Source organism: Alkalicoccobacillus porphyridii (assembly GCF_007293315.1).
GTDB lineage: Bacteria > Bacillota > Bacilli > Bacillales > Bacillaceae_D > Alkalicoccobacillus > Alkalicoccobacillus porphyridii.
Window position 1 is genome coordinate 348,726 of the sequence record NZ_VLXZ01000002.1, and the last position, 25,566, is coordinate 374,291.

23 protein-coding genes and 1 riboswitch are annotated in these 25,566 nt (G+C 40.7%); of the genes, 14 read left to right on the forward strand and 9 right to left on the reverse strand.

Annotated features, from left to right (window positions below):
- Nucleotides 1-279: 279 nt before the first annotated feature.
- The 4 genes from FN960_RS05010 to FN960_RS05025 form a co-directional block, all read right to left on the reverse strand.
- Nucleotides 280-1,644 (reverse strand): ABC transporter substrate-binding protein, encoded by a 1,365-nt coding sequence (locus FN960_RS05010; RefSeq protein WP_143847500.1) that lies wholly within the window; start codon nt 1,642-1,644, stop codon nt 280-282.
- 227 nt (nt 1,645-1,871) lie between these two features.
- Entirely contained in the window at nt 1,872-3,347 is a 1,476-nt protein-coding gene (locus tag FN960_RS05015) for a glycoside hydrolase family 43 protein (protein ID WP_143847502.1), read from the reverse strand.
- A 400-nt stretch (nt 3,348-3,747) separates the two neighbouring features.
- On the reverse strand, nt 3,748-4,692 hold the full coding sequence (locus FN960_RS05020; RefSeq protein WP_143847504.1) for an ATP-grasp domain-containing protein: 945 nt from the start codon (nt 4,690-4,692) through the stop codon (nt 3,748-3,750).
- 15 nt (nt 4,693-4,707) lie between these two features.
- Nucleotides 4,708-5,763, reverse strand: coding sequence for an LLM class flavin-dependent oxidoreductase (locus tag FN960_RS05025; RefSeq protein ID WP_143847683.1), 1,056 nt, complete (start codon nt 5,761-5,763; stop codon nt 4,708-4,710).
- 63 nt (nt 5,764-5,826) lie between these two features.
- Nucleotides 5,827-5,930, reverse strand: a riboswitch (SAM riboswitch).
- A 120-nt stretch (nt 5,931-6,050) separates the two neighbouring features.
- On the opposite strand from FN960_RS05025, the gene FN960_RS05030 reads away from it, so the two are divergent.
- The 5 genes from FN960_RS05030 to FN960_RS05050 all read left to right on the forward strand — a co-directional run bounded on the left by FN960_RS05030 (nt 6,051) and on the right by FN960_RS05050 (nt 10,970).
- Nucleotides 6,051-6,734 (forward strand): response regulator transcription factor, encoded by a 684-nt coding sequence (locus FN960_RS05030; protein ID WP_185970926.1) that lies wholly within the window; start codon nt 6,051-6,053, stop codon nt 6,732-6,734.
- A 10-nt stretch (nt 6,735-6,744) separates the two neighbouring features.
- Nucleotides 6,745-7,782, forward strand: a complete 1,038-nt coding sequence (locus FN960_RS05035) for a sensor histidine kinase (RefSeq protein WP_143847506.1) — start codon at nt 6,745-6,747, stop codon at nt 7,780-7,782.
- 157 nt (nt 7,783-7,939) lie between these two features.
- Nucleotides 7,940-8,719 carry an ABC transporter ATP-binding protein gene (locus FN960_RS05040; RefSeq protein WP_143847508.1) on the forward strand — a complete coding sequence of 260 codons (780 nt, stop codon included), beginning with the start codon at nt 7,940-7,942 and terminating at the stop codon, nt 8,717-8,719.
- On the forward strand, nt 8,716-10,629 hold the full coding sequence (locus tag FN960_RS05045) for an ABC transporter permease (protein ID WP_143847510.1): 1,914 nt from the start codon (nt 8,716-8,718) through the stop codon (nt 10,627-10,629). The genes FN960_RS05040 and FN960_RS05045 overlap by 4 nt, the downstream gene beginning before the upstream one ends.
- A 17-nt stretch (nt 10,630-10,646) precedes the next feature.
- Nucleotides 10,647-10,970: a YxeA family protein gene (locus FN960_RS05050; RefSeq protein ID WP_143847512.1), complete on the forward strand. Its 324-nt coding sequence runs from the start codon at nt 10,647-10,649 to the stop codon at nt 10,968-10,970.
- A 478-nt stretch (nt 10,971-11,448) separates the two neighbouring features.
- Here FN960_RS05050 and FN960_RS22740 read toward each other — a convergent pair whose 3' ends face one another.
- On the reverse strand, nt 11,449-11,610 hold the full coding sequence (locus FN960_RS22740) for a hypothetical protein (RefSeq protein WP_185970927.1): 162 nt from the start codon (nt 11,608-11,610) through the stop codon (nt 11,449-11,451).
- A gap of 111 nt (nt 11,611-11,721) precedes the next feature.
- On the opposite strand from FN960_RS22740, the gene FN960_RS05055 reads away from it, so the two are divergent.
- On the forward strand, nt 11,722-12,720 hold the full coding sequence (locus tag FN960_RS05055; RefSeq protein ID WP_143847514.1) for an SDR family oxidoreductase: 999 nt from the start codon (nt 11,722-11,724) through the stop codon (nt 12,718-12,720).
- 126 nt (nt 12,721-12,846) lie between these two features.
- Here the strand turns inward: FN960_RS05055 and FN960_RS05060 are convergent, their stop codons facing one another.
- The 3 genes from FN960_RS05060 to FN960_RS05070 are packed head-to-tail and all read right to left on the reverse strand — an operon-like array spanning nt 12,847 to nt 14,162.
- Nucleotides 12,847-13,278, reverse strand: a complete 432-nt coding sequence (locus FN960_RS05060) for a VOC family protein (protein ID WP_143847515.1) — start codon at nt 13,276-13,278, stop codon at nt 12,847-12,849.
- Nucleotide 13,279: 1 nt separating this feature from the next.
- Nucleotides 13,280-13,549 (reverse strand): hypothetical protein, encoded by a 270-nt coding sequence (locus FN960_RS05065; protein ID WP_143847517.1) that lies wholly within the window; start codon nt 13,547-13,549, stop codon nt 13,280-13,282.
- Entirely contained in the window at nt 13,542-14,162 is a 621-nt protein-coding gene (locus FN960_RS05070; protein ID WP_143847519.1) for a sigma-70 family RNA polymerase sigma factor, read from the reverse strand. The genes FN960_RS05065 and FN960_RS05070 overlap by 8 nt, the downstream gene beginning before the upstream one ends.
- A 194-nt stretch (nt 14,163-14,356) precedes the next feature.
- Here FN960_RS05070 and FN960_RS05075 point away from each other — a divergent pair, with 194 nt between their 5' ends.
- Complete coding sequence (locus tag FN960_RS05075) at nt 14,357-14,521, forward strand: YvrJ family protein (RefSeq protein ID WP_143847521.1); 165 nt, start codon at nt 14,357-14,359, stop codon at nt 14,519-14,521.
- Between the two features lies 1 nt (nt 14,522).
- Nucleotides 14,523-15,197 (forward strand): N-acetylmuramoyl-L-alanine amidase, encoded by a 675-nt coding sequence (locus tag FN960_RS05080; protein ID WP_143847523.1) that lies wholly within the window; start codon nt 14,523-14,525, stop codon nt 15,195-15,197.
- A 385-nt stretch (nt 15,198-15,582) separates the two neighbouring features.
- Here the strand turns inward: FN960_RS05080 and FN960_RS05085 are convergent, their stop codons facing one another.
- Nucleotides 15,583-17,439, reverse strand: coding sequence for a DUF2264 domain-containing protein (locus FN960_RS05085; RefSeq protein WP_143847525.1), 1,857 nt, complete (start codon nt 17,437-17,439; stop codon nt 15,583-15,585).
- 161 nt (nt 17,440-17,600) lie between these two features.
- Between FN960_RS05085 and FN960_RS05090 the strand changes: the two genes are divergently transcribed.
- The 6 genes from FN960_RS05090 (at nt 17,601) to FN960_RS05115 (ending at nt 25,551) form a co-directional block, all read left to right on the forward strand.
- The gene (locus tag FN960_RS05090) at nt 17,601-19,376 is read left to right on the forward strand and encodes a heparinase II/III family protein (protein ID WP_185970928.1); all 1,776 of its coding nucleotides are present in this window, start codon (nt 17,601-17,603) and stop codon (nt 19,374-19,376) included.
- Between the two features lie 102 nt (nt 19,377-19,478).
- A complete protein-coding gene (locus FN960_RS05095; RefSeq protein WP_306461603.1) occupies nt 19,479-20,423 on the forward strand; it encodes a carbohydrate ABC transporter permease in 945 nt (314 codons plus the stop codon).
- Between the two features lie 15 nt (nt 20,424-20,438).
- Entirely contained in the window at nt 20,439-21,251 is an 813-nt protein-coding gene (locus tag FN960_RS05100) for a carbohydrate ABC transporter permease (RefSeq protein WP_143847528.1), read from the forward strand.
- Between the two features lie 36 nt (nt 21,252-21,287).
- Nucleotides 21,288-22,604 (forward strand): ABC transporter substrate-binding protein, encoded by a 1,317-nt coding sequence (locus FN960_RS05105; protein ID WP_143847530.1) that lies wholly within the window; start codon nt 21,288-21,290, stop codon nt 22,602-22,604.
- A 53-nt stretch (nt 22,605-22,657) separates the two neighbouring features.
- Nucleotides 22,658-24,394: a sensor histidine kinase gene (locus FN960_RS05110; protein WP_143847531.1), complete on the forward strand. Its 1,737-nt coding sequence runs from the start codon at nt 22,658-22,660 to the stop codon at nt 24,392-24,394.
- The gene (locus FN960_RS05115; RefSeq protein WP_143847533.1) at nt 24,394-25,551 is read left to right on the forward strand and encodes a helix-turn-helix domain-containing protein; all 1,158 of its coding nucleotides are present in this window, start codon (nt 24,394-24,396) and stop codon (nt 25,549-25,551) included. Before FN960_RS05110 ends, FN960_RS05115 begins: the two co-directional genes overlap by 1 nt.
- The last annotated feature ends 15 nt before the right edge of the window (nt 25,552-25,566 follow it).

The window sequence follows — 25,566 nt, forward strand, 5'->3', positions numbered from 1 at the left end:
CCAAGGTCAGACATTAAACTAACCGGGCAAGCCCATTCATTTTAATTCTCCTGTACATCGAGGTCACTGAAAAATCCATCTAGAAATGAGCTCATTCTTACATGACTTTTTCAGTGGCCTCGATATGTGTATTTCTGGAGCGACATCTACCCTCGTTTGTACAATAAAAAAGCTGAACAATGACTGGAAAGACTCCAACATTCTTCAGCTTTACTATTAGTTAAATTACTTCTGTCCCAGCCGCTCGCTCATTGCTTGAGGTTAGCTGATCTTAAAAATCTACTCGTTCCAAATTTCATCGATGGCTGCTTGGAAAGGTGCTTTATATGTCTCGATGACGGTAGAGACGGATACGCCCTCTCTTAACTCATCTACCATTTCATAATAAGGCATGGATGGATAAGAATCGGACTGTTCAATGATTCTCATGCTCTCAATCGCCATCCGGGCATTTTCAATGTCATTTTCATTTGAAAAGAATGTTTCTAAATCTGGCTGTTTTGGATAGTCATAAATGGAGTCAATAGCGTAAATCTTCTCCCATAGGTAGACCAATTGTTCCGGATTCTCTGTTCCTGATGGAATTGTATAATAGTTCGGTATCGTATTTGAAGTATGGTACTCAGATGCACTTGGTCCTTTAGGGAAAGGAAGGAATCCAATATCATACTCAGATAGTACTTCGTTAAAATCACCTGCTTCGTAATCCATACCAGGGTACATTAAAGTATTCCCCTCTACGAAGAATTGGTTTGGCTCTGTCCAATCTCCACCTTCTGTAGGGCGTGCAATATTGTCAGTCTCCAGTTTAGAAATGAATTCTAATACCTCTACTGTTTGTGGGTCATCCAAGCTTTGTTGATCCCCATCTACTAAATTGGCTTCGTTGGAAGCTAACGCAGGAACGACTAAACTACTCGTTGCAAGTCCAAATGTGTCGATTGTACCATCATTGTCAGTATCTCGATTCGCATCTCTAGCTACTTCCATGAATGTATCCCAGTTCCAATTATCATCATCCACATAATTTTGGAGTGGATCCATGCCTAATTCGTCCATTAAAGTACGGTTGTAGAAGATACCAGAAGATGCTCCCATTACTCCAATTCTAAATCCGTAGCCTCTTCCTTCAAATTGTGAATGTTCTGTTGTATATTGTAAAACAAACGCTTGATCGTTTGTTACATACTCATCTACAGGCTCAAACATCCCTTGCTTGGTCAGGGTAGGAATCATCCACGGTCTTGCTAAACGCATAATATCACCAAGAGGCTCCCCAGCCATGAATGCTGCTGTTGCTCTGTCTCTATACTCACCATAGTCGACAGTGATATATTCGATATCAAAATTGTGTTTTTCTTTTAATTCTTCTAAATTATTCAGTCTTTCAATGTTGTCTGGACTATTATCAGGAATCGATTCATCGTACCATGATACAACTTTGATCACACGACCATCCATATCAAAATCCATTTCCGGTGTAGCGTTTGGATTTTCCTCTTCATTTTCGCTCTTGTTGGCTTCTTCAGTAGTCTCCGTACTTTCTTCCGAGTTCGCAGTCTCATCATTACCAGTACTTTCACTACTGCATGCAAAAAGGATAGAAAGGAGAGAACACAACAAAATAATTTTCCACTTTTTCATCTAAATCCCCCTTAATTCAGGTTTTATAAATCGCGTTATTATAATAAATATAGCGCTTACATTTATTTATCAAAACCTGCCTATTTGTAGCTTTTTCACCCGTTAAATTCTATAATCACTTAATCTCTTATTTGGATTAACGCGGTACATCAATATGTTTTCTAAACCTAACAAAGCAGTTCCAAGTCATTTTGGAACTGCCCTTTATGTCAATATTGATGAGAATCTTAACGAAACTGCCAGCTTAAGAATGTAAACAAATCCTGATCGTCGACTCCACCAAAGATAAAATATACATCGTGTACGCCTGTTATTCTCTTCACTGTCCGAGAAATGCTCTTATATAACGTTTTCCCACCTGTATTTGGGATGTCAATCCAACCAATCGTCTCTCCCATTTGATGGTCTAAACGTATTTCGATCATTCCTCCTTCCTTTTCACTCGATACTACTGCTTCAAATTGGGTTGCTCCTGCTTCAAAGTCTACAGATGACAACCCTATCCAACTTCCTTTTGTAATACTTCCAACAACGAACCGGTTGTAATAAACAGTGCATTCAGATACCTGAATGCCAGCTTGCCATGCGTAAGTCACGGCATTCACTGGTTGATAAGGATCTAAGTTGGAGACCTTTTTAACCCCTTGGTAATCTGCGTGCACCTCTTGAATAGTGCCATCATCATTGAAAAAAATCCGATTTAGATGCGTGGAACGGTAGCCTTTAGGAACCCCCATCGCTTTTGACAACGTTTGTGCATGATAAGCGATGTACCAACGCTCTTTAAATCGAAACATGGCATGGTGATTATTCCCGCCAACTTGAAAAAACTGTGCTGGGTTTTTTAGAATCGTACTCTGATAAGTCCACGGTCCTTTAGGATGATCACTTATCATGTACGCAATTTCTCCTGCACCAGGACTACCCACAGGTCGTTCTCCATTATAAAAATTAGAGCAATAGGAATAATAATATTTAGAGCCTACCTTATTAATTCCAGCATCCTCAAACATGAATGGCGCTTGAATAGGTTCCGCTTCCCCAACGACACTAATCATATCTTTATCCAGCTCCATGACTCTTGCAGTATTAGGCATTTCATACTCGCCCTCTGGAATCCCGCCACCAAAATAAATGTAGCCCTTTCCATCATCATCCACTAAAACAGCCGGATCAAATAACCATGTCACTCCCTTTACGCCAGGAGTATCTCTAGAGATTAGAGGCTGCTTAATTGGATCTTTCCAAGGACCTATAGGGCTATCACTCGTTAAAACACCAATGCCACTAGCATTATTAGAGAAGTATAAAAAGAATTTATCTTTCCCATCTATGACTTTGTGAGCGGCAGCCGGTGCCCAGGATTGTGTAGCCCATGGCGCCGCTCCTTCTTCGCCAGCTACTTGAATGGCTCCGTGGTCTGTCCAGTTCACTAAATCCTGAGAGGAAGCAACAGTTATACTATGGATATGCCCGTAATTATTATCAATCACATTACCTTCATCATCATATTTCAATGTATCGTTTGTGCTATAAATATACACGCGATCTTTAAACACTATTGCATAGGGATCTGCTCCAAATCGATGAGACAAAAGTGGGTTGCCATGGGGTGGTTCTTTAACGATAGGCTCTTTGAGTTTACTTGTATCCACTTCTCTAGCAGGGTCAAGTTCTTCACGAAGTATGTCTTCACTTTTCATCTTTTCATCTCCTCATCTCAAAAAAGCATTTACTTTCTAAGCTGATATATTTTTCAGCCTCTCTGTAAATCTTTTCTTGAAGTATAAAATGTCATAATATCTAGAACAACCCTACAGATTTCTTCTCATTACCCTTCAGGTTCTAGGTTCATGTTTTGTTTCTTCTGCTACCGCTCCCAAAATGGGGACATGCTTACCACAAGAACGACCTCGTTCAGTTACATTATCCACTCAGATTCAAGTGCGCCTGAAGAACTATTCGCCTTTAACTATAAAAAAGAAAATAGAGGGTAAAATCATCCGCAGATGACTTTACCCTCTATTTATATTTGTCTAAATGAGGAACATGATCTAGCGTGTCCGACTAAAAACAATGTCAGCCCCGAAGTACTTTCATTAATTAAACCAATGCAGGCTGTTCTTCCTTGAGGAGGCTGCCTAGGTATTTGGCGACTTCTAGCATTCCATAGGTTCCTGCCTTCTCTTCTGCTTCTGAGTTGTAGTTCGTATTGGTATTAATATCGTAGCTGTAGAGATTCCCTTCTTTATCTCGGATACATTCGATACCGGCGATTTGAATGCCGTTTGCTTCTAAGACCTTTGCGTAGCTTTCAAGCACAGGATCGTTGAAGCTTTCGTCTATTTGAAACTTCGCTTGCGGCTCCTCTCCCGCTGGGCAGAACAGGTCTTCAATAGAGCAGGCATCTGCAGGACAAAGCTCAAATCCCTCGGAGGTATTCACACGTACAGCATAGACAAATTGGCCACCGACAAATTCACAACGTGTTATATAAGGCTCGGGAGCTTCAATATATTGCTGCAAAAGCGTGATGCCGTCCACTGGCTCTTCAAATTCATCGCTTTTCAGATAGGCTTCGAGTGCTGGTTTGTTTTGAAAAAGTCTAACACCCAACCCTTTTCCGGCACGATTATGTTTTGTAATAAAGGGTTGTCCCTCAAATGCATCAGCCGATTGTAAAATTTGCTCATAACCTACAGCAGCAATGGTCTTCGGAGTCCGCACCCCAAATCTTTCAAGCTCCATATATTGAGTCACCTTGCTGAGCTCAAGCTGGAGCGCACGGCTGTTGTTTACAACGGTCCGTCCATGACGTTCGAGCCATGATAAGACAGCAGCCGCCAATTCTGGCGCGTAGCGGTGGTCCCGCGTATGAGCGGAGGCACTCATTCTTGAATAGAAAATCCCTTCAGGAGGAGCTTCGTGTAAAGGAATCGTGCCAGATGCCAGGTGCCAATCCTCGTATGGTAGACCGAGCTCTTCTAGCCGATTAAACAAATGGACACTCCATTCCTGATTTTCATGGATAACATATATTTTTTTCACGTTCATCCATCTCCTTTAATTAGTTGGGTTCAACTGACCTCTATATTGTACAACAAGCGGCATGACATCCCTCGAAAAACGTTCCATTTCCTCGTATTGAGGAGAACACTGCAATAGAACGAGGTCTAGTCCCGCTTCTTCAAACTCAAGAATACGCCTTGCGATGGTTTCAGGGGTGCCAATCAGTTGCGGTCGTAAGCCGCGGTTTGATACAGAATAGTCCTGTAGCTCAATTTGCTGCTCCAGCTGAGACTTGCTTGTAAAATCACTATAGCCAGCATACGCATCTGATTCTTTGACATCCGTTATACGTTGAAGCTCTTGCTCAGCTTCCTCTTCTGTATCACGACAGATCACGTAAGCCGCCATGCCAAAGCTTTTGAAAGGCTGTTGACCCGTTTTTGCACGCCTTTCCTTCATATCAGCGATCTTAACGCGAATTTCCTCAACCGTCCCCCCATGCATGACATACGCATCACATTTATGTGCAATCGTTGTTTTCCCCTGCTCACTTTCTCCACCTGCATACAGAATAGGGTTCGGACGTTGCACAGGTTTTGGCGCAAACTTGGTTTCTTTTAATTGATAATACTGACCATCATAGGAAAAGCTCTCCTCTGTCCAAAGACCTTTGAGCACATCAATAAATTCTTCCGTACGCGCATAGCGTTCATCATGTTCTGTAAAGACGCCACCATATTGCCGAGCCTCTTCTGCCCACCAGGCAGACACAACGTTAAGCGTGAAACGACCGTTACTAATTTGGTCAATGTTTGCCGCCATTTTTGCAGTGATCGTTGGGTTATGAAAGCCCGGTCGAATGGCCGTCATCAGCTCTATTTTACTTGTGACCGAAGCAAGTGCCGCTGCCGTTGTCCAGGCTTCTAGCACTTCTTCTTTAGGTCCTTTTATATCATTAAGGTAGAGTTCCGCGAGCAGAGTGGTATCGTATCCCCATTTCTCTGCAGCTTGAACAACTTTTTTTGCATAGTCAAATGTGGAAGGCATTTGCTCATCCTCTACATTGCGCAGCCAGCCCCCAAAGATCGGCAGCCAAAATCCATACCTCATCCCCATCTTCCTCTCCAAATAAAATAAAAACACGCCTTCTGATAAGAAGACGTGTGCCCGTTCTCCTTATCTTCCAGAACATACAGCGTTCTGCTGGAATTGGCACCTTTACAAATGTTGGTTGCCGGGCTTCATCGGGCCAGTCCCTCTGCCTCTCTTGATAAGAGCTTTTAATATTTCATTTATTCTATCAATTTACTAAGGATAAATCAATGAGTAATGTCCTCCGTAGTTTTATAAATGACACCATAGTAGAATGAAGGTATATAAAATAAGAGGTGATCCTAATGGACATGAATATTTTTATTGTAGAAGATGACCACACTCTCTTAGATGCGTTAAAATCTGGTTTAAGTAATTGGTCATTTCAGGTCAGTCATCCCACAGATTTCGCCGATGTGATGGGTCCTTTTCTAGAGAGTAGCCCTCACCTCGTGATTTTAGATATTCAGCTTCCGAAGTTTGATGGGTTCCACTGGTGTAGAGAAATTAGAGCCGTTTCAAAGGTACCGATTGTCTTCCTTTCTTCTAGAGATCATCCAATGGATATGGTAATGGCCATGAACATGGGGGCAGATGATTATATTCAAAAGCCGTTTAATATGGACGTTCTCGTTGCAAAAATACAAGCCATTTTACGTAGAACCTATGCTTATCAAGACGCACAGGCTGACGTATTAGAGTGGAACAAAGCGATCATTGATTTGAAAAAGGGTGGTATACATAAGAATGGTGTTGAGGTTGATTTAACTAAGAACGAATTCTTTATCTTAACCGTTCTTGTTAAAGCAAATAACAACATTGTTTCAAGGCACGAGCTTATGAAAATGCTTTGGGACGATGATCAATTTATTAATGATAATACGCTCACCGCTAATATGACTAGACTACGTCAAAAGCTCAATTCTATCGGGCTCTCAGATGCCATAACCACTAAAAAAGGGCTAGGCTATATGGCCATTACACTATAGGAGGATGGCAATGTTTGTATCTTACATGATATACAAAAAAAGCTGGATTGTGTTAATTGGTGTATTGCTTTTTTTAACGAATACATTAATCCAACTTGATGCCGGAATTACGGTTAATCCCTACTCTCTGCTTTACCTAAACATTATATTCCTCGTTACATTTTTATGTTTTTTTATATGGAGATATAAGCGTGAGACCTCCTATTTAAAATCAATTCGTACACTCATTGATCAAATGGAGGAGGATTGGATAGAGAACCTACCCAGTCCATCCAACCGCTTTCCTGATGGTCTTATGTACTCCTTTTTAAGTTCAGCAGATCAATTGCATAAAAAGAAGGTAAGTGAGCATACATCTGCACAAATTTTAGAACATCAATATCTAGACTCATGGGTTCACGAGATGAAAGCGCCTCTTACTGCTATGAGACTTACAATCGATGCCCACCGCCATCATGAATTAGCACAAAAGCTAGATGCAGAGTGGTTAAGACTTCACTTACTAGTAGATAGACAGCTGTATATTTCACGGTTGCCCACACTCGAAACTGACTTTTCCGTGGGAGAAGTCAACTTAGAAGAAATGGTAAAGGAAGAGATTCGTGAATTATTCTCCTGGTGTATGGAGAAAGATATCTCTGTCGATATTCCTCAAAAGCAAAAAACGCTAGCCCTAACAGATAAGAAATGGTGTCAATTTGTCTTTAGACAGCTATTAACAAATGCAATTAAATATAGTCCCCGTGGAGGAAGGATTCAAGTCGAGCTTTATCAGACTGAACAAGGATTTGTAACACTTCAGATAACAGATGAAGGACCGGGTATTCAGGCTCATGATCTTCCTCGAATCTTTGACAAAGGCTTTACTGGCGAGAATGGTAGAGTGCAACACGCCGCAACGGGCCTTGGCCTCTACCTTGCGAAAGAGATCACAAAGAAGCTACATATCCAAATGAATGTAACATCAGAAGTTGGTAACGGAACAACAGCGTACTTGGTTTTCTCCAAGAACCATCCATTTGAACAAGTACGAGCACTATCCATCTAATAAGAGTTGTAAGTCAGGAGAATTTGTCCTGACTTTTTTTTCAATCTAATGTGACAAAAATATCACCTTTACGTGGCGTATTATCACGTTAAAACTACGACATTAGGTACCTATAAGGCTTACACTATATCTACAAAGAAAAGACGGGGTGTGACAAATGACTAACTCAACACAATTAAAAACGGTGCTAACCGCTGAACGAGTATGCAAATCATATGGATCTAAAGGAAGTGCTCAACAAGTATTAAAAGGAATTGACCTCAAAGTGATGGAGGGAGAATTTGTTGGGATTATGGGTCCCTCAGGCTCAGGCAAAACCACGCTACTAAATATGTTAGCAACCATTGACCGGGTAACAGAGGGGAACATCCTTCTTCATGATCTTGAGATATCCAAAATGAAGGACGCCAAGCTATCGAAGGTCCGACGAAGCCATCTAGGTTTTATCTTTCAAGATTATAATTTGCTCGATACTCTCACTGTGAAAGAGAATATTCTTTTACCCATCTCTTTAACAAACGTAAGTAAACACCAGGCCGAGGAAGAATATAACGAGATTACAGGAATTCTAGATATTAAAGATTTGGCTGATAAGTATCCTTCTGAAATCTCTGGGGGCCAGAAGCAGCGTACGTCTGCTGCACGTGCACTTATTCATTCACCATCTATTGTTTTTGCGGACGAACCAACCGGTGCACTTGATTCAAAAGCAGCCTCAAACTTACTTGAGAATTTAACTGACATTAACCACAAGCGTCAGGTCACCATTGTTATGGTTACCCATGATCCGGCCGCTTCTAGTTATTGCAGTCGTGTTGTGTTTCTAAAGGATGGACGCATATTCTCTGAGTTGTATCGCGGAGAAAAAAAGAGGGAATCTTTCTTTAAAGAAATTCTTGATATGCAAGCTGTTCTTGGAGGAGGCATTCAAGAATGACAACAAACCGCTTGGTCTTGCGCAGTATGCGCAAGAATCTAAAAATGTACTACTTATACTTTTTCGCCATGATTTTTAGTATTGGACTCTATTATATCTTCTCTACTTTACAGCATGACGCATCTATCGGGGAACTTATGGATACAAGCATGAATTTCTCTACAGCCTTCCAAGTGGCAGGAATCTTGCTCATCGTTTTAACTATTATATTCTCCATCTATGCCACGAATATTTTTTTAAGAAGAAGGAGTCAGGAACTCGGAATCTATCAGCTCATTGGTCTTTCAAAGTTTTGGATTGTACGTATTCTCCTTCTAGAGAACCTCATACTTAGTATAGGTGCGCTGTTGATTGGCATGGTTTTTGGAACAATGCTTTCTCGTTTTTTTCTTCTTATTCTTCTAAATCTAATCGGAATAGAAGAAATCGTTGGCTTATCACTATCCTGGCAAGCTACTATTCAAACGCTACTGGTCTTTGTTTTGTTAACGATCGTTTCTTCCATACAAATTGTGATGAAGATTTATAAAAGCACATTGATTGAATTATTTCACGCTGAAAAGAAGCAGGATGACCTTACTAAACGACCCAGCTTAACTGTCGGTCTTTTAGCTGTAATGGGCTTCCTCCTTGTCGCATCAGGATATTACGTGTCAACAACGATTTTAGATCATATAGAATCACTTTTTTTCATGATGTTATTGGTTTTAGCCTTAACCATACTCGGTACGTATCTCATTTTCAGAACAAGTATAAGCTGGGTACTTTACCTCTTTCGAAAAAAGAAGGATGGCCATCTAGGACTTTATCATAGCTTATCAGTTGCTCCACTTATGCATCGGATGAAGGAGCATGCAAACTCATTAACATTAATAACAGTATTGTCTGCTATGACGATTACAATGATTTCTCTTTCGTATTCCTTGTATTATTCACTTGAGTCGGACACCACTCTTTCTATGCCTTTTGACTTTGTATTAGAGGATATGGAAAACGAGGCTGCGACATTAGTCGAAACCTTGGATGAGGAGGAGCTAGATTTCAGTCACAATGAAGTGAACATGCTTAGGTTTCAGGCTGATTTCTTAGAGGCAGATTCGCATCAAGAACCCCGTACTCAACATGTGATGCTTTTGCCCGCTGAACAACTTCAGCAAGCAGGCCTAGAAGTACCTATTCCAAAGGACGGCGAGGCTGTTTATTATCATTTAAGAACATTAATTGAAGGGGCTGACGGCTCTTTACCTAAAGAAGTTCTTTATGAGGATACCTTTTCCTTAACAATAACAGAGTTAGTCATTGAAAATGCAATGAATTATAACTTTTACGGTCAACAGCTAGTCGTCTCTGAACAAACCTTTGAGGAAGCATTCGAAATTATGCAACAGGATGACGATGTCGAACAGGTAGTGCTTCACACATTTTTATTAGATCAAACCGAAGATCGAGAAGAAGCCTCTCCATTATTCATGTCTAGTTTTGAGGGAGATCTCTTTCTAATAGACTATCATTCCCTTTACCAGGAATCACTTCAATCATTTGGTTTAATCATTTTTGTATCTGGATTTTTAGGTTTTGTCTTCCTTGTCTCAACAGGAAGTATTCTGTATTTCAAACAAATGACAGAAGCAGAGCAAGAGAAAAATCAGTACAAAACATTACGACAGCTAGGGTTTCAGGTGCATGACATTATGAAAGGAATTATTCGAAAACAAGCCTTTGTTTTTCTCATTCCACTTCTTATTGGTTTACTGCATGCCATCTTTGCTATTAATGTTGGATCCGTTCTTGTTGTTTCTAGCATCGTCACACCAATACTTATTGCAATGACAGTCTACGTTTTTATTTATCTAGTTTTCGCTGTACTAACGATTAACTATTACAGACAAATTGTAAAAAGCTCGTTATAACATAAGGAGGATAGACAATGAAAAAAATATTAATATCTACCACTGTGGTTTTGATCTTATTAGCTAGCCTCTATCTTATCTTCAGAGAAGAGATGGATCGTTTTAATCCTCTCGTTGAAAAAGAGTATGTCTATGTACAATTAGACGAAACACCTAAAGAAGAGGATAGACGATTTCGATATACGTTAACTGGAATGAACGAAAGTGGTGAAAGTAAAACCGTATCATTCACGACCAGCGCCATCCTAGAGGAGGGAACCTATGTAAGAGTGCTAGCAAAAGGACGGTATACAGAGAATTACGAAATTGTGGAAGCAGATGATGTTCCTATTGATGAGTAGGTGGAAATCGACAGAGGGCTTGTGCTTCTGTCGATTTTGCTGTTGCGATAGAGTCGATGCTTATGTGTAAATGACATTGATGTAGGACGTAAAATGTTATGTTTATTTGCTGCCGCTCCCGAAAATGGGGCTACTTACCCGAGGCAAGGTAATGAGCTAACCCTGCTACGTCGATTGGTGTCATTGAACCTTATTATCGATGTCACTGAAAAACGATCATTATAAGACTGAGAAATTTCATTAATTAAGTCACAACGTTAGCGGAAGGAGAACCCGTAGACTCCTGCGGAACAGAACGAGTCTGAAGACATCGAAGTGGTGGTTTTCCACTTCGAGGGCTGAGGCCGTTCCAGCGGAAAGCGTAGGGTTCTCCTGTAGCGGCGCCATTCAGTTCAGTGGCCTCCTCCATTTTCGTCCGCTGTTTTGATAGGTATTGAAATCAGTATTTACACACTCATAAGGACTTTTCCGATGTTTTCTACACTTTAGGATAATAAGGCTCAATACGTGGATCTTTATAGTAAGGAGGTCTTACAGTAATAGTGGGCATAGACCAGCTATTACGCATGTATTGCATGGTTACTTTCTCTGGCTCATTCTCAAGTAACCTCGTCACCTCGGGAAAGAATTCAATTTGCACAGACGTCACCTCCTCTCCTACCTTACGTAATTACATAAACATCTGCGCCTGTCTTCTTATCACATAGACAAACGCCTATTCATAATGTAGTGGGTGAAGGAGGCGGTACGGATGGCAAATGAAAATAAGCGAGCACGTGATTCGATCTCTGAGGAAGAGCTTCAACAGATACGAGCCTATCAGCAATGGTTCGAAGAAAATAAAATAGAGGACCCTTACCCTGTCTATCCAACTTACGGAAAAATTACTCGATATGAAGAGGTGCCATTAAATCAACCAGAGCAAAGACAGCTACGGCAACCGGGTTACGAGGATCTTATGGTTCCAAAACCAATCATTGAAAACCCTCACTACAAAGGAAGCGGAAAACTAGAAGGTAAAGTCGCTCTAATTACTGGTGGGGACAGTGGAATAGGTGCAGCTGTGGCCATTGCCTTTGCTAAGGAAGGTGCCAATGTAGCGATTGCTTATTTAGATGAACATGAGGATGCTGAGAGAACCAAAAAACGTGTAGAAGAGCTCGGGCAACAGTGTCTGCTTTTACCTGGTGACCTTAGCAGAAAAAGACAAAGTGAGAAGATTGTCCAAGATACGGTGGATACATTTGGCGATTTAAATATTCTTGTGAATAATGTAGGCATTCAATTCCAACAGAATGAATTAACGGATATAACAGATGAACAATTTGATGAAACCTTCAAAGTGAATATCTATTCTCATTTTTATACGAGCAGAGCCGCCCTGCCCTATTTAGAAGCTGGGGATTCTATCATTGGCACAACCTCAGTGGTTGCCTATCAAGGAGAACCGTTACTTATTGATTACACCGCTACAAAAGGGGCAATTGTCAGCTGGACTCGTGCTCTGGCTAGAAGCCTTGCTGATAAACGAATACGTGTGAACGCTGTTGCACCAGGCAGGATATGGACACCTCTTATTCCAGCGAGCTTCTCTTCAGATGCAAACGCCTTACACGGAGATAATTTGTTCAATCGCTCAGGTCAGCCATTTGAGCTTGCTCCAACCTATGTATATCTCGCCTCAGATGATGGTCGCCTTGTCACAGGTCAAGTTCTGCATGTCGATGGCGGAGAATCGACAAGTTCGTGAATGAATGCTTAAAGGTTGCCAATAAGAAAACATAATATGACCAAAAAAGTCGTTGCCAAGTAAGCCCTTATCATTGTGTAAATAAAGAAAAGAAACGGACAAATGTCCGTTTCTCCCTGATGGCTATTATTGTTGCTGTTGTGCTGCTTGTGCAGCCGCCTCTTCATCCATGTAAAAGAATTCCCATAAGTGCCCATCCAGATCTGCAAAACTCCAGCCATACATAAAACCGTGATCCTGTGGATCGTTGTATTTGCTCGCTCCAGCGGAAAGTGCTCGGTTGACCACCTCATCTACCTCTGCCCTACTACCTAATGAAAACGCAAGAATGGAGCCAGCACTTGTTGCTAGGTTTGGGATTTCTTTATTTGTGAACGACTGAAAACGATCCTCTTCCAGCAGCATGACATAGATCGATTCATTAACGATCATGCATGTGGTGTTCTCATTTTCAAAATGCTCATTAAAGGTAAATCCAAGCTCTGAGAAAAATTGCTTAGATTGCTTTAAACTTTTGATCGGTAGGTTCACAAAAATTTGTTTGGCATGTACGCTCATGTTAACCCTTCTCTCTATTCGTTGATCTTGATACATTCGATTTGTCTCGTTGTTTTCCTGCTTTTCGTCTTTTTTCTTTTTGAGTGTATTCAAAAAAACCAGGCACGTCGACCGTTTTTACATTATCAATGGATTCCATGACCTTCATTTTAATTTCCTGCTCTACGTCCTCACGATATTGCCAAGGTATACTTTGAACACTCTTTTTTATCTTTGGCTCCATCTTTTTAATTAATGCCTCTTGTCTCTCACTTTTTTTCTCTTTAATCACGGTTCCCCTCCTGCTGTATAGCTTCTTTTAGCTTTTTAAGTGCTCTTGCTGCAACCTGCGAGATATTCTGTGGAGTACTTCCTACCTTAGCGGCAATTTCTTTATGGCTTAACCCATAAACATATTTGAGGTTCAGGACCTTTTTCTGCTTGTCCGACAAAGAGAGAAACTGACGATAAAGCTGTGGATTCTCTATCAGTTCCTCAAGATCTTCACTTGTATCAAGCACCAGCTGTTCAGTGCTTGGCTCTTTGGACGCGAGCACATCATGTAAATGAAGCGAATGATCGGTTGAAAGAGGTTGATCCATTATATAGGAGTGCCTCGCAAAGTGTCGCCTGTATCGTTTATTTACATCAATCGAGTAAAAGTGAATGAGTTGTGATAGATACTTCACTAAACGAAGCTCCAAATAAAAAGTACGGAAGCTCTCATTGACTTGATCTATATTCTCTTGAGTTGGATTTGAGATACTTTTGGCTAGCTGTTCTCCGTGACTACTCTCTTCCAAAAAAGCTTTTAAGACAGGGTGTTCTAGAACTTCAGAGTGCATGTGTACAAATTCTTGGTATTCAGATAAGTTCTTATATGAATATTGAACTGGATGCTTCATCTTCCATTCCTCCTTTCTCTTTTAAAGAGATGAACACGCCTCTTAAAACAACGTCCATAAAAAATAGTAAGAACTTATGTTCCCTATTATACACAGAAAATACGAACATATGTGCTTATTATTTTGGGAAAAAAGTTTATTTTTCATGGATCTCGTTCTCTTTAGTTAGTAGCTTTCAAAAAAGGAGTGAGAAGATGGGCGTAACACCAGAATGGACCATGCTACTCGCAAATGTAGGATTTCCAAGTGCTGTCGCTGTGTATCTATTGCTTCGTTTCGAAAAAAAGATTGCGGATCAAACCTCTGCCATCGAGGAATTAACACAAGAACTTTCCAATCAACAGGAGGAGGAAGAATAATATGAATATTATCCAAGATTTTATTACAAGTACCAATACAAACCGTCCTGGGACAAGCCTTACAGTAGGGTATGTAACCATTCACGAGACTGCAAACACAAATGTAGGAGCAAATGCAGAAATGCATGCTCGTTACGTAAAGGGTGACGATGCACAGAATCGTCAAGTCTCATGGCATTATACCGTTGATGATTCAGAGACTTATCAGCATCTACCTACAGATGAAGTAGGTTGGCATGCCGGATCCACTGGCAACCATCAATCAATAGGAATTGAGATTTGTGTGAATCAGGATGGGAACTTCATTGCTGCCCGAGCGAATGCGATTAAACTCGTTCAACTTCTTATGCAGCAACATGATATTTCCCTCTCACATGTTGTGACACATCAGCACTGGACGGGAAAAAACTGCCCTGCCAATTTGTTAGCTGATTGGGAAGGGTTTATCGCTGACGTTGGCAGCTCAACAAATGAGTCGATTGGCACGGTGCGCGTCCTTGCGACTGCTTTGTGGGTATACAATCGTGCCGATTGGGATGCTCGCTATGAAACAGTTTCACGTGACGAGGTTTTTACGGTCGTACGAGAGCTAACCGTCAATGGCTCCCGCATGTACCAGCTACGAAGTGGTCTGTATATTACAGCCAATCCGGAATTTGTGCAGTTTCAGAGTTAGGATAGGAGAAAGGAGAGGATCATCTGCATGTTAAGTGGAATCTACTCAAGATAGGGTCTGTCGGTAAGGTGTTTTGGTGGTTTATCAAGAGGTTTAGGTGCTTCAGCAAGAGGTTTAAGCTCTTTACCAAGTGCAAGGAGGCTTTACCAAGAAGTTTAGCTATCTCAGCAAGAGGTTTGTGCTCTTTACCAAGAACGGAGAGGCTTTACCAAGAAGTTTGGCTGTCTCAGCAAGAAACCTGCTCTTTTTACCAAGACCACCTGTACGATACCAAGATGTATGAGCTTATTACCAAGAGCAACAGCGTTTCACCAAGAACAACGGCATATCCTCCCCATTTCGAGCTCACCACAAAAATAAGAAACGGACAATCGTCCGTTTCTTTCTAATTTGACTCACTCCTATCCTCCATTTCCAACTGCAGCAATGGAACTGTCTCACCTTTTTTATAAAAAGTCACTCGTCCTTCCTGATGTTTGGCAATAAAGGATGTTTCCCAACCTTCCTGCATTGTCTCTGTAGGAGAGCCGTACACAATCGCTGCTAAGAGGTGTTTTCCTGGATGTAACTCTGTTTTTAATGTGGGGATGCAGGTCCTAGTTTTCATTAGATTGGTGTTAGCGTTTGGCATGATTAGCGTGGCTTCTCCATGACCTACTATATTTTTTATGGCGCTACTTCCTGCGCCTGTTTTGTAGCTCGCAAGTCCCCCCTCTTCCACTGAATGCTGCCCAGTCATAAGTCCTACAGCAAATCCCCCCTCTGCGGCTGTTAGAGGTCTAGCATTGTTAATACGATGAACCCGAAGATGTGCAGGTAAGCCAGCAATGAGCCAAGTCTCAATTTCCACATCATTCCAGGGGTACCATTTCATATAGATGGTTTGATTTGTTATATCTAATTGAGCAGAAGTTCGTTTTACTCGATAGATATTATCCTGTTCACTTAAGGCTAGCATGGAATCAAACGCCCCCTGTTCCAGCCCCCATTCAGCACGAGGTACGCTGAAGCCAAAATGGCTGGAATAGACGAATTTTTCGTATTTGGCGGATGTGTGTGTATGTGCATTCGTTTCTGTGTGTCCTGCATTAAAAATAGTCGCGTGGTTCTGGTCACGCACCAATACTTTATTTGCTTCTTTTTGAACAGAGACCTTTTCCAGTTCGGGCATAGGCTTTTCTTCAACACTCCAAAATAAGTGCTCATCAGGTAAAGCCAGAATTAAAAAGGTCTTTAATGCCCAATAAGGTGAGCCGGGTGAATTATAATTTTCCGCCATACACAAGTTTGGATACGCGTAGCCAATAGTAAGTATCCCTTCTGGTGAAAAGATGGGCTGTTGCATCCATTTGCGCAGATGTCTCATGAGCATACCTTTTATCTCTCCAAGTGAATAAGGTGATACATCCACTTCAGCATAAACAACGGCGCTCCAAAAGCCGGCTTGAGCAAAGCGATAGGTCATACTTCTACCAAACGGAACAGCTTCTCCGCCATCAGCAAACCAATATATATAATCTTGAGCAAATAAGGCTGCTCGTTCCTTATAAAGAGTGGCTCGTTTTGGATCTTCCTTCTCCATCATGACCGCATAAAACAAACTGTAATAATGAATCGCAAAAGAGACATAGTAATCTCGGTGGGCATCGTCTCCATCAGCGTACCAGCCGTTACCTAAATAAAAGTCTTCTATTCGTGTTAGCGATTGTTCAATAGTCGACTGACAATAGGCTGCTCCTACATTCTTTAAGCCTAACTGAACAAGTACGGGGAAAAAGAGCCAATTACAGTCATGACACTTATACTCGCTGCTTTGCGAAAGCCACGTTACCAATCTATCTTTTTCTTCCTTGTTAAGCCCTCCCCAGAATTGATCTGGAATTAAACACAATGCATAGCCATATACAGACATCTCCACAAGCATTTGGTCATAATCTTTAAGTTCGCCCCAGTACGCTGGATGTTCGGGGTTGGTCCCATTTTTGATTCCTACAATTAACGACTGAATGGCCTCTGTCTTGCCACCACCAGTCATAAACGGAGTGACTCCCCACATCAGCCTAGAGAAACCCTCCATGTCTGTCGTCTTCGTATCAAAGGCAGCCCCCGTATCACCTAAATGAATTCCAGCTTCATCAGGCTTAAATCTTGATATAGCAGGATCGAGAATTTTCATTAACATGTTTTCAAGCTCAACCTTTGTCTCTGATCTTATTTGCGAAGAGGAATGTTGCTGACTCATGTTTTCACCTTCCTGACAGTTGTTATAATAAAGATTGTAAGCCCTTTCAATTCATAAAAGTACAACATTTTTTACCGGTGAATAGTTTATATTTTGCTGAAACCATTTAACGATTCACATATCTAGCATGGTTATTATGATAGAAGCAGGAGGAGATGTTTATGTCTTTATTTACCGATATTCACGGGAACACCATGACAACCAAACGGGCAAATGAAAAAATTGCCTACTCAAGCTTTTTACAAAAGTGGGTCAGTGACCTAACAGAGGAAGCTGCAAAGTTGATGCAGGATTCCATTCCTACACTTACGTACACATCTTATGAAGCCTATGATTCACACGGAGACCGCGAGCCCTATCAGCAGATTTATTTTAATCGCCGTAAACGTTTAAATACATTTGCTATTCTCTTATATTTGAACCCTAAACAAAAAGAATATCAAACGCATCTAAAAGATATTCTATGGAGCATCTGTGAAGAATGGACATGGTGTTTACCTGCACATATAAATCGTGACTCTGCCTTTACCCTATCAGAAAAGAACGACCAAGCCTACGAACAGATTGATTTATTTTCAGCTGAGACGGCTTTTTCTCTAGCCGAAATTCTCATTATGCATGAGACTCGCCTTCCGGATTTCATCATCAAACGCATCCGTTATGAGGTTAATAGAAGAATTTTTAAGCCGTTTCTAGAGCGTCAGCACCACTGGGAACAATCCGAGCATAATTGGTCATCTGTGTGCTCCGGTTCCATTGGGGCTAGCGCAATCTATCTTATAGAAGACGACAAGCACTTGCAGACGATTCTACAAAAATGCATTCATAGCGTTAAATACTTTGTACGTGGACTGACAAGTGAGGGTGTATGTATGGAGGGTTATCACTATTGGCAATATGGGTTTGGCTACTATGTGTATTTTGCTGATTTGCTATATAAGAAAACAGCTGGAGAGGTCAATTTATTTGCGCATGATAAAGTAAAAAAAGCCGCTACCTTTCAGGAAAAAGTATTTATAGATTCACATACAGTCGCCAACTTCTCCGACGCATTAGAACAAGCCTCTCCTATGCTTGGACTGAGTCATTATTTGCATCATACATATAAAACTGTTCACCTGCCCCACTCTTCCATATGTGCACCATATGGGTCTGATCCGTGTTATCGATTTGCACCAGCCATACGCGACCTCCTATGGTTCGATGAAACAAAAGAAGGTACAGATTGGCCAACGCATGAGAGCTTTTTTCCTGAAGCACAAGTCTTTGTAAAAACGTCGACCTATCGCCAACAGAAAATAGGCTTTGCTGCAAAAGGTGGACATAATGATGAACCTCATAACCATAATGATTTAGGGCATTTTATGATTTATGTAAATGGCGTGTCTCTTCTTTCAGATTTGGGTGCGGGGCATTACAACAAGGATTATTTCAGTCCTTCTCGTTATCAATTTCTAACAAACGGATCTCAAGGGCACTCCGTCCCACAAATTGGCGGGGCCGTCCAAGCATCTGGTAGCACATTTGTATCCAAAGAGATGGAGCTTACTCCAAACCTCCTATCCATGGAATTGACTTGTGCTTATTCAGTGCCGTCATTATCATCTTTTTTGAGAAGCTGGGATCTTGATACTGAGAATGGGTTCGTCCGACTAAAAGATTCATTTATCCTTACATCTCCTTCCCAGATCAAAGAACGATATGTCAGCCTTGCCGATGTTGTTGACCAATCTCCAGGACGCCTGCAGTTATCACGTTTAGGTTTGAAGATCTCGTTACTATTTGATCAGAATGATTGGAACCTTACATTACACCACACCGCATTTCAAACTCATGATGGAAGCACTCAAACGGTTGTCCTGATTGATTTCACCTATGAAGCTGTACACGGTAGTAAGGATTTTTGCATTGATTTTCAGGTGGACGCACCCTCGTAAAGTCAAATATGTGCTATCAATAACTCAAAATCCTCTGATGTAAGCGTATTCATTGCGACGTATGCTAGAGATGTACTAATTAGTCGCTATGAAAGAGAGGATGTGAACCGGTTGGATCCTTTAACGAAAACGAGGCCCACCAAGACCTCAAGAGCTCGCCCCTTAATAAAAGCTAGTACAAAAGAAACGCTGGCTGGCTATTTATTTATCGCACCCATGACGATAGGGACCACGATCCTTGTCATCATCCCAATTTTTGCTGCTTTATTTGTGAGCTTTACAGATTGGGTCTTTATAAGAGGAATCGATGATATGGCTTTTGTGGGCCTGGAGAATTATCAACGCTTGTTAAATGATCAATTATTCATTCAGTCCGTTCGAAATAACGTGTGGTTGATTGCCGCTGTGCCATTAACGATGATTCTTGCTTTGTGGCTAGCAATTATTATTAACAAGTATGTGTATTTTAAAGGCTTCTTTAAGGTTGTTTATTTCATGCCATACATTTCGTCTACCGTTGCGATTGCGATTGTTTTTCAGTTATTGTTCCATCCATCGTTTGGTCCAATAAATGAGTTTCTTATTTCTATCGGTATTGAAAATCCACCTCGTTGGTTAGCTGATTCCAGTTGGGCGCTCATTTCAGTTATCTTAATTACAATTTGGACGTCCATAGGATTTAACCTCATTATCTACATGGCCGCTTTGCAAAATATACCATTGGAGTTGTATGAAGCTGCCGAGGTAGATGGAGCTAATTTTCTTCAAAAATTTAAAAATATCACTCTACCAACATTGTCACCTACAACCTTCTTTTTACTCATCACAGGAATTATCTATAGCTTTAAATCCTTTGAGTTAATTGTTGTTCTAACAAGTGGAGGCCCAGGCTATTCCACCTCTGTTATCGTGTACTACTTATATGAACAAGCATTTGAGAATCTACGCTCAGGTTATGCTTCGGCTATTTCTATGATTCTGTTATTAATCTTGTTCATCATTACCGGTGTTCAATGGATCATTCAAAAAAAATGGGTGAATTACTAGAAGGGAGTCATCAACATGAAACTTTCAAAAGTGGTTATCACAATATTTATGGTTGCTGGTGGCATCCTCTTCCTTCTCCCGTTTCTTTGGATGATTTCCGCCTCGTTGAAGCTGGAAAATGAAGTATTTGCTTATCCGATTAAATGGATTCCTAGTGATTGGAGGTGGGATAATTATGCATCCGTTTGGGGAGGGAGCTTCCCGCTTTATTATTGGAACTCTATAAAGGTCACGGTAACGACTACCATTATTTCAACAGTTGTTTCTGCATTAGCGGCGTATGGGTTTTCAAAGATTAACTTTAAAGGGCGTACCATTGCATTTTTGATTGTGCTTTCAACATTTATGATTCCTGCTCAAGCTATACTAGTACCACAATTTATGCTCTTTATGTATCTTGACTTATTTGACACCCATTTGGGATTGATTTTACTTAATAGTTTTAGCGTGCTCGGCACATTCATGCTTCGTCAGTTTTTTGTAGGCATTCATGATGATATGATTGCATCTGCAAAAATTGACGGTGCTAATCATTTTACGATTTTCTATAAAATTGCCGTTCCTTTAATTATGCCAGCTATTGCAACGTATTCAATCCTTCGATTCATATGGACATGGAATGATTATCAAGGGCCACTCATCTTTCTAAGATCAGATTCTTTAGCAACCATTCAACTAGGAATTGCTCGGTTTTCAACGATGAGTGGTGAGTTATATAGCCTCATTATGGCCGGCACTGTTTCTGCCATCATTCCCCTTCTGATTATTTTCTTTATTGGGCAGAAATACGTTCTTGAAGGGATTGCTTCCGGAGGGGTAAAGGGATAACACGTTATAACAAAAAAGATTTGGGAGGAACTAAAAATGAACTTATCGAATAAATGGTTCGTCGGTGTCAGTTTATCTGCTATTGTTTTGGTTACTGGGTGTTCAAATGAAGGCTCAGGGGATGGAGATTCAGATCAAACTACCATTCGTGTCCATCACTGGTATAATGAAGAACAAGACAATTGGGACGAAGTCTTTGCTGCCTATGAAGAAGAAACAGGCATCAAAATTGAATCCGTTACCCCTGAAAATAATGATGCAAATGAAACCTTACAACAAATTGATTTGGCCGCAGCTTCTGGTGATCAGCTTGATGTTATCATGGTCAACGATGCTGCTAACTACTCGCAACGAATTAGCCAAGGCATGTTTGAGCCATTAAATGATTACCTAGATGAGGCAGGAATTCAATACGAGGATGATTATCAAAATGACACCAGTGTAGATAATCAATACTATGCCCTTCCTGGGAAGTATAATCAATCATTTGTCATGCTAAATGAGGACGCTTTAGATGAAGCCGGACTTGATATTCCAGTAGATTGGACTTGGGATGACTATATGGATTATGCCGAGGCTTTAACAGAAGGTGAAGGATCTTCTAAGCGATACGGAACCTTTTTTCATACGTGGGTTGATTATGTGAAATTGGCTGCCATGAATCAATCGGAGCAAAGCAATCTGGTTCAAGATGATGGTGTCACGTCCAATATAAATAGTGATATTATTCGCCAGTCTTTAGAGATACGTCAAAGGGGAATAGATGAAGGGTCTGCTACACCTCACGCTGATACCATCTCTCTTGATCTAAATTATCGTCCACAGTTCTTTTCTGAAAGTGCTGCGATGATTATGACCGGGAGCTGGATGATTAATGAGGCTGGTGGCCGTCCAGAAGAGCCTTCTACATTTAGGACCGCCTTCGCCCCTTATCCTAAGGCTAATGACAACGACCCTATCACGACTCCTGCTGGGCTTGATTTCCTTACCGTTTATTCTGGTTCTGATCATAAGCAAGAGGCGTTTGACTTTATACGCTGGTACACTACTGAAGGTATTCTCGATCAAGGTATGTACTATCCCGATTACAAAAATGCTGACATCGATACTGTACTTGACAACCTCTTAGATAATACGCCAAATATCGAGATGGTTAATCGCGACTCACTACAAGCTACATTGGAGGCGAGTGAGCCAGCTGACATGAATATCCCGGTTCCTTATATTGGGGAAGTTGTAACCGCATACATGAATGAGACAGATCGGTTCTTGTTAGAAGAACAAGACTTGGAAACAACCATCGAGAGAGCTGAAGAAAGTGTACAACAAGTAATCGACAATAATGCTAATTAGTAGGATCAAGGGAGGTGCCTGACACCTCCCTTTTTAATAAAGGATGTGAGGACATGATAATAAAGGCAGCTCAACTATGGAAAACTCCACGATCATTTAGGACAAAAATGCTGCTTCTGTTGTTTATTATCATTATTCTTCCTTTAACTTTGGGTGGTACGTATACATTATTAAAAAGTCTCGACGCTTTAAAAGTACAGACTGTTATTAGTGAGCAAAATGCACTTGAACTTTCTCATTCCTATGTCTCATCTCAGATCGACGGTTTGATACAGACGATGAATAGCGTGCAATTTGATGAACAAATTCCACAAAGATTAAATGCTAGCTTATCAAATGGTTTTGAGCCCTTGGATTATTTAGTGATAAATGAGCGCTTAGAGCATATCACTCGTTATAACGATATTCATTTAGCCTTATTAAGTGAAGAACAGTGGTTCCTTTCTCAAGCAGGTTTTAGAAATCAATATTCTGATGAAACCATTAATCAGTGGGCAACTGAATTGGATGAGCTTTCCCCCTATCAAACGAAATGGTTCAGCATAAGTGATTTGGAACTAGGATATTCATCATCCGATTACCTGTTTGTTATTGGCCGCAAAATCACAAGCTATTCTGGAACAACCACTGGCTACTTATTCGGAGGGATTGAAACCTCCACCGTCCATAAATTGCTATCACCCGAGAATGCTAGTCACACGTTTACCATTATTAATGATTCAAATATCATCCTCTATCATCAAGATTCATCTCTCGTTGGACAGCCTTTTATGCTTGAGTTAAATGAGGACGGCACAGATGGAGACTATGTTGCTGTAGCAAAGGAGCTTCCTCAAAGCAATTTACGTCTCGTTCGCTATACTCCTTATAGTGAAGCTCGTGATGGAATTTGGCAGGCTTTTACTAGTGCTTTATTTGTACAAATGATTGCTTTTTCTGTTTTAATTTTTGTCTGCATCTATCTCATCAATCGTTTTGCAAAACCTATTCATACACTTACTGCCACAGCTAAGCGAATTGAAGCTGGTGAGCTTTCGGTTCGATCCAACGTTCGAGGGTCTGATGAGCTGGGGTATTTAGGAAGCTCTTTTGATTCTATGTTAGACCAAATTGAGGACATGGTGTATCGGATCCAATCTGAACAGAAAATGAAACGAAAAGCCGAGATGGATGCCTTACAAGCAGAAATTAAACCTCATTTCCTGTTTAATATTTTAAATACCATTCGCATCAGAATGATTCAAAATGGCGATCATTCTTCGTCAAGACTGCTTTTGTCTTTAAGTAAATACATGAGAGACCTTTACCGAACACAAGAACAACTTACATTAGAAGAAGAGCTCGCGCATACCGAATACTATTTGGAATTAATGAATGCCATGAGACAATATCCTATACTCTTGGTCAAGGATACAGATGATCTATCACTTCAACAGCAGGTTCCTAGGTTCTTACTGCAGCCATTATTTGAAAATGCCTGTAAGCATGGGTTCGGCACAAAGCAAGGGACAATAACTGTTCGTTCCAGTGTAGAGAAAAATGTACTTTGTATTATTGTAGAGGATAACGGTGTAGGAATGAACGCAGAGACACAAACTGCCTATCAGTCTATTTTTGAAAGCAAGGAGCTACATCCAACCAATTCCTCCTTAGATGGTGTCGGTCTTTTGAATGTATACAAACGTCTACTAACAAAGTATGGTCCATTATTTTCAATAACGGTTACTAGTAAGGAAGCTCGAGGTACTTTATTCACTCTCAAATTTCCTAGTGAAGGAGGAAGCTGTTAATGAAAGTCATGCTCGTTGATGATAACTTTCAAATGCTTCATTTTATGGAACAGGCGATTGATTGGTCTTCTCTTGGGCTGCATGTAATTGGCACGGCAGGAGATGGTGAAGAAGCTCTATCCCTGGCATTGTCGGATCCTCCAGACTTATTAGTTACAGATATTGATATGCCTAAGCTAAATGGACTTGATCTAATAGAACGACTGAAGCAATTAAACGAAAACATGGAAGCTCTCATTATTTCTTGTCACGATGATTTTTCCTATGCGCAACAAGCGGTTCGTTTAGTTGTCTGTGATTATCTGCTTAAAGATACCCTCGAACCCAAGGAATTTGAAGCGGCTATTATAACGTTAAAATCACGCTGGAAGAAACATCAAGAACCAAAACACATACAGAATTCATTGCAAACAGAGAATCAAATTTTTTATCAAACATTGGATCTTCCCCACCACCCTCTTGCTCATGCAAAGGCTGATATTTATGAGGAAATTACACCTGATCTCGCATACGTTGTTCGTTTGTTAATGCACTCTAAAAAGAATGAACTATTCAAAGAGATCTCTCAGTGGTTCTCGCTTATTAGTGAGAAGCACTATGATTCAAGGACCGTCAAAACTTGGGCCTTCTATACACTAGAACGCATTGAACATAAAGCTGAACAAGCCTCAGGTATCGGCTTTCGCTCATTAGGTGAGCTATCTTTACTCATTGACCGATGTGAGTACCTTCATGAACTACAGGATGCGATGCTTAGAAGACTGATGGATGTAATGCAGCAAATGACTCTTTCTCATTCTTTAATAAAGGGAGAAATCCTGGAAGCTAAATTATATGTAGAGGATCATATTCACGAGAAGATTCAAATGGAGACGGTCGCTAATGCACTTTACCTGAATCCTAGTTATTTCAGTAGATTGTTTAAAAAGGAAACTAACCTGACCTTCATTGAATATGTTCATCAGAAGAAAGTAGAAGAAGCCTGTAAATCATTGATTGTTTCAAATCAACGTATCGATGATATCTCCAGACACTTTGGCTTCGAACACACTAGCTACTTTATTAAGGTCTTCAAGCGATTTAAGCACATGTCACCAAATGAATACAGACGGACATTTACTTCTGACATAGGCACAGGGACTTCCAGACCGCACTAAAAAAGACGCAGCTCA

What these genes read in the sequence shown, in the direction of transcription:
- FN960_RS05010 (WP_143847500.1), bottom strand. Translation starts at nt 1,644, where the DNA reads ATGAAAAAGTGGAAAATTATTTTGTTGTGTTCTCTCCTTTCTATCCTT.
- FN960_RS05015 (WP_143847502.1), bottom strand. Translation starts at nt 3,347, where the DNA reads ATGAAAAGTGAAGACATACTTCGTGAAGAACTTGACCCTGCTAGAGAA.
- FN960_RS05025 (WP_143847683.1), bottom strand. Translation starts at nt 5,763, where the DNA reads ATGAGGTATGGATTTTGGCTGCCGATCTTTGGGGGCTGGCTGCGCAAT.
- FN960_RS05030 (WP_185970926.1), top strand. Translation starts at nt 6,051, where the DNA reads ATGGACATGAATATTTTTATTGTAGAAGATGACCACACTCTCTTAGAT.
- FN960_RS05035 (WP_143847506.1), top strand. Translation starts at nt 6,745, where the DNA reads ATGTTTGTATCTTACATGATATACAAAAAAAGCTGGATTGTGTTAATT.
- FN960_RS05040 (WP_143847508.1), top strand. Translation starts at nt 7,940, where the DNA reads ATGACTAACTCAACACAATTAAAAACGGTGCTAACCGCTGAACGAGTA.
- FN960_RS05045 (WP_143847510.1), top strand. Translation starts at nt 8,716, where the DNA reads ATGACAACAAACCGCTTGGTCTTGCGCAGTATGCGCAAGAATCTAAAA.
- FN960_RS05050 (WP_143847512.1), top strand. Translation starts at nt 10,647, where the DNA reads ATGAAAAAAATATTAATATCTACCACTGTGGTTTTGATCTTATTAGCT.
- FN960_RS05055 (WP_143847514.1), top strand. Translation starts at nt 11,722, where the DNA reads ATGGCAAATGAAAATAAGCGAGCACGTGATTCGATCTCTGAGGAAGAG.
- FN960_RS05060 (WP_143847515.1), bottom strand. Translation starts at nt 13,278, where the DNA reads ATGAGCGTACATGCCAAACAAATTTTTGTGAACCTACCGATCAAAAGT.
- FN960_RS05070 (WP_143847519.1), bottom strand. Translation starts at nt 14,162, where the DNA reads ATGAAGCATCCAGTTCAATATTCATATAAGAACTTATCTGAATACCAA.
- FN960_RS05075 (WP_143847521.1), top strand. Translation starts at nt 14,357, where the DNA reads ATGGGCGTAACACCAGAATGGACCATGCTACTCGCAAATGTAGGATTT.
- FN960_RS05080 (WP_143847523.1), top strand. Translation starts at nt 14,523, where the DNA reads ATGAATATTATCCAAGATTTTATTACAAGTACCAATACAAACCGTCCT.
- FN960_RS05085 (WP_143847525.1), bottom strand. Translation starts at nt 17,439, where the DNA reads ATGAGTCAGCAACATTCCTCTTCGCAAATAAGATCAGAGACAAAGGTT.
- FN960_RS05090 (WP_185970928.1), top strand. Translation starts at nt 17,601, where the DNA reads ATGTCTTTATTTACCGATATTCACGGGAACACCATGACAACCAAACGG.
- FN960_RS05100 (WP_143847528.1), top strand. Translation starts at nt 20,439, where the DNA reads ATGAAACTTTCAAAAGTGGTTATCACAATATTTATGGTTGCTGGTGGC.
- FN960_RS05105 (WP_143847530.1), top strand. Translation starts at nt 21,288, where the DNA reads ATGAACTTATCGAATAAATGGTTCGTCGGTGTCAGTTTATCTGCTATT.
- FN960_RS05110 (WP_143847531.1), top strand. Translation starts at nt 22,658, where the DNA reads ATGATAATAAAGGCAGCTCAACTATGGAAAACTCCACGATCATTTAGG.
- FN960_RS05115 (WP_143847533.1), top strand. Translation starts at nt 24,394, where the DNA reads ATGAAAGTCATGCTCGTTGATGATAACTTTCAAATGCTTCATTTTATG.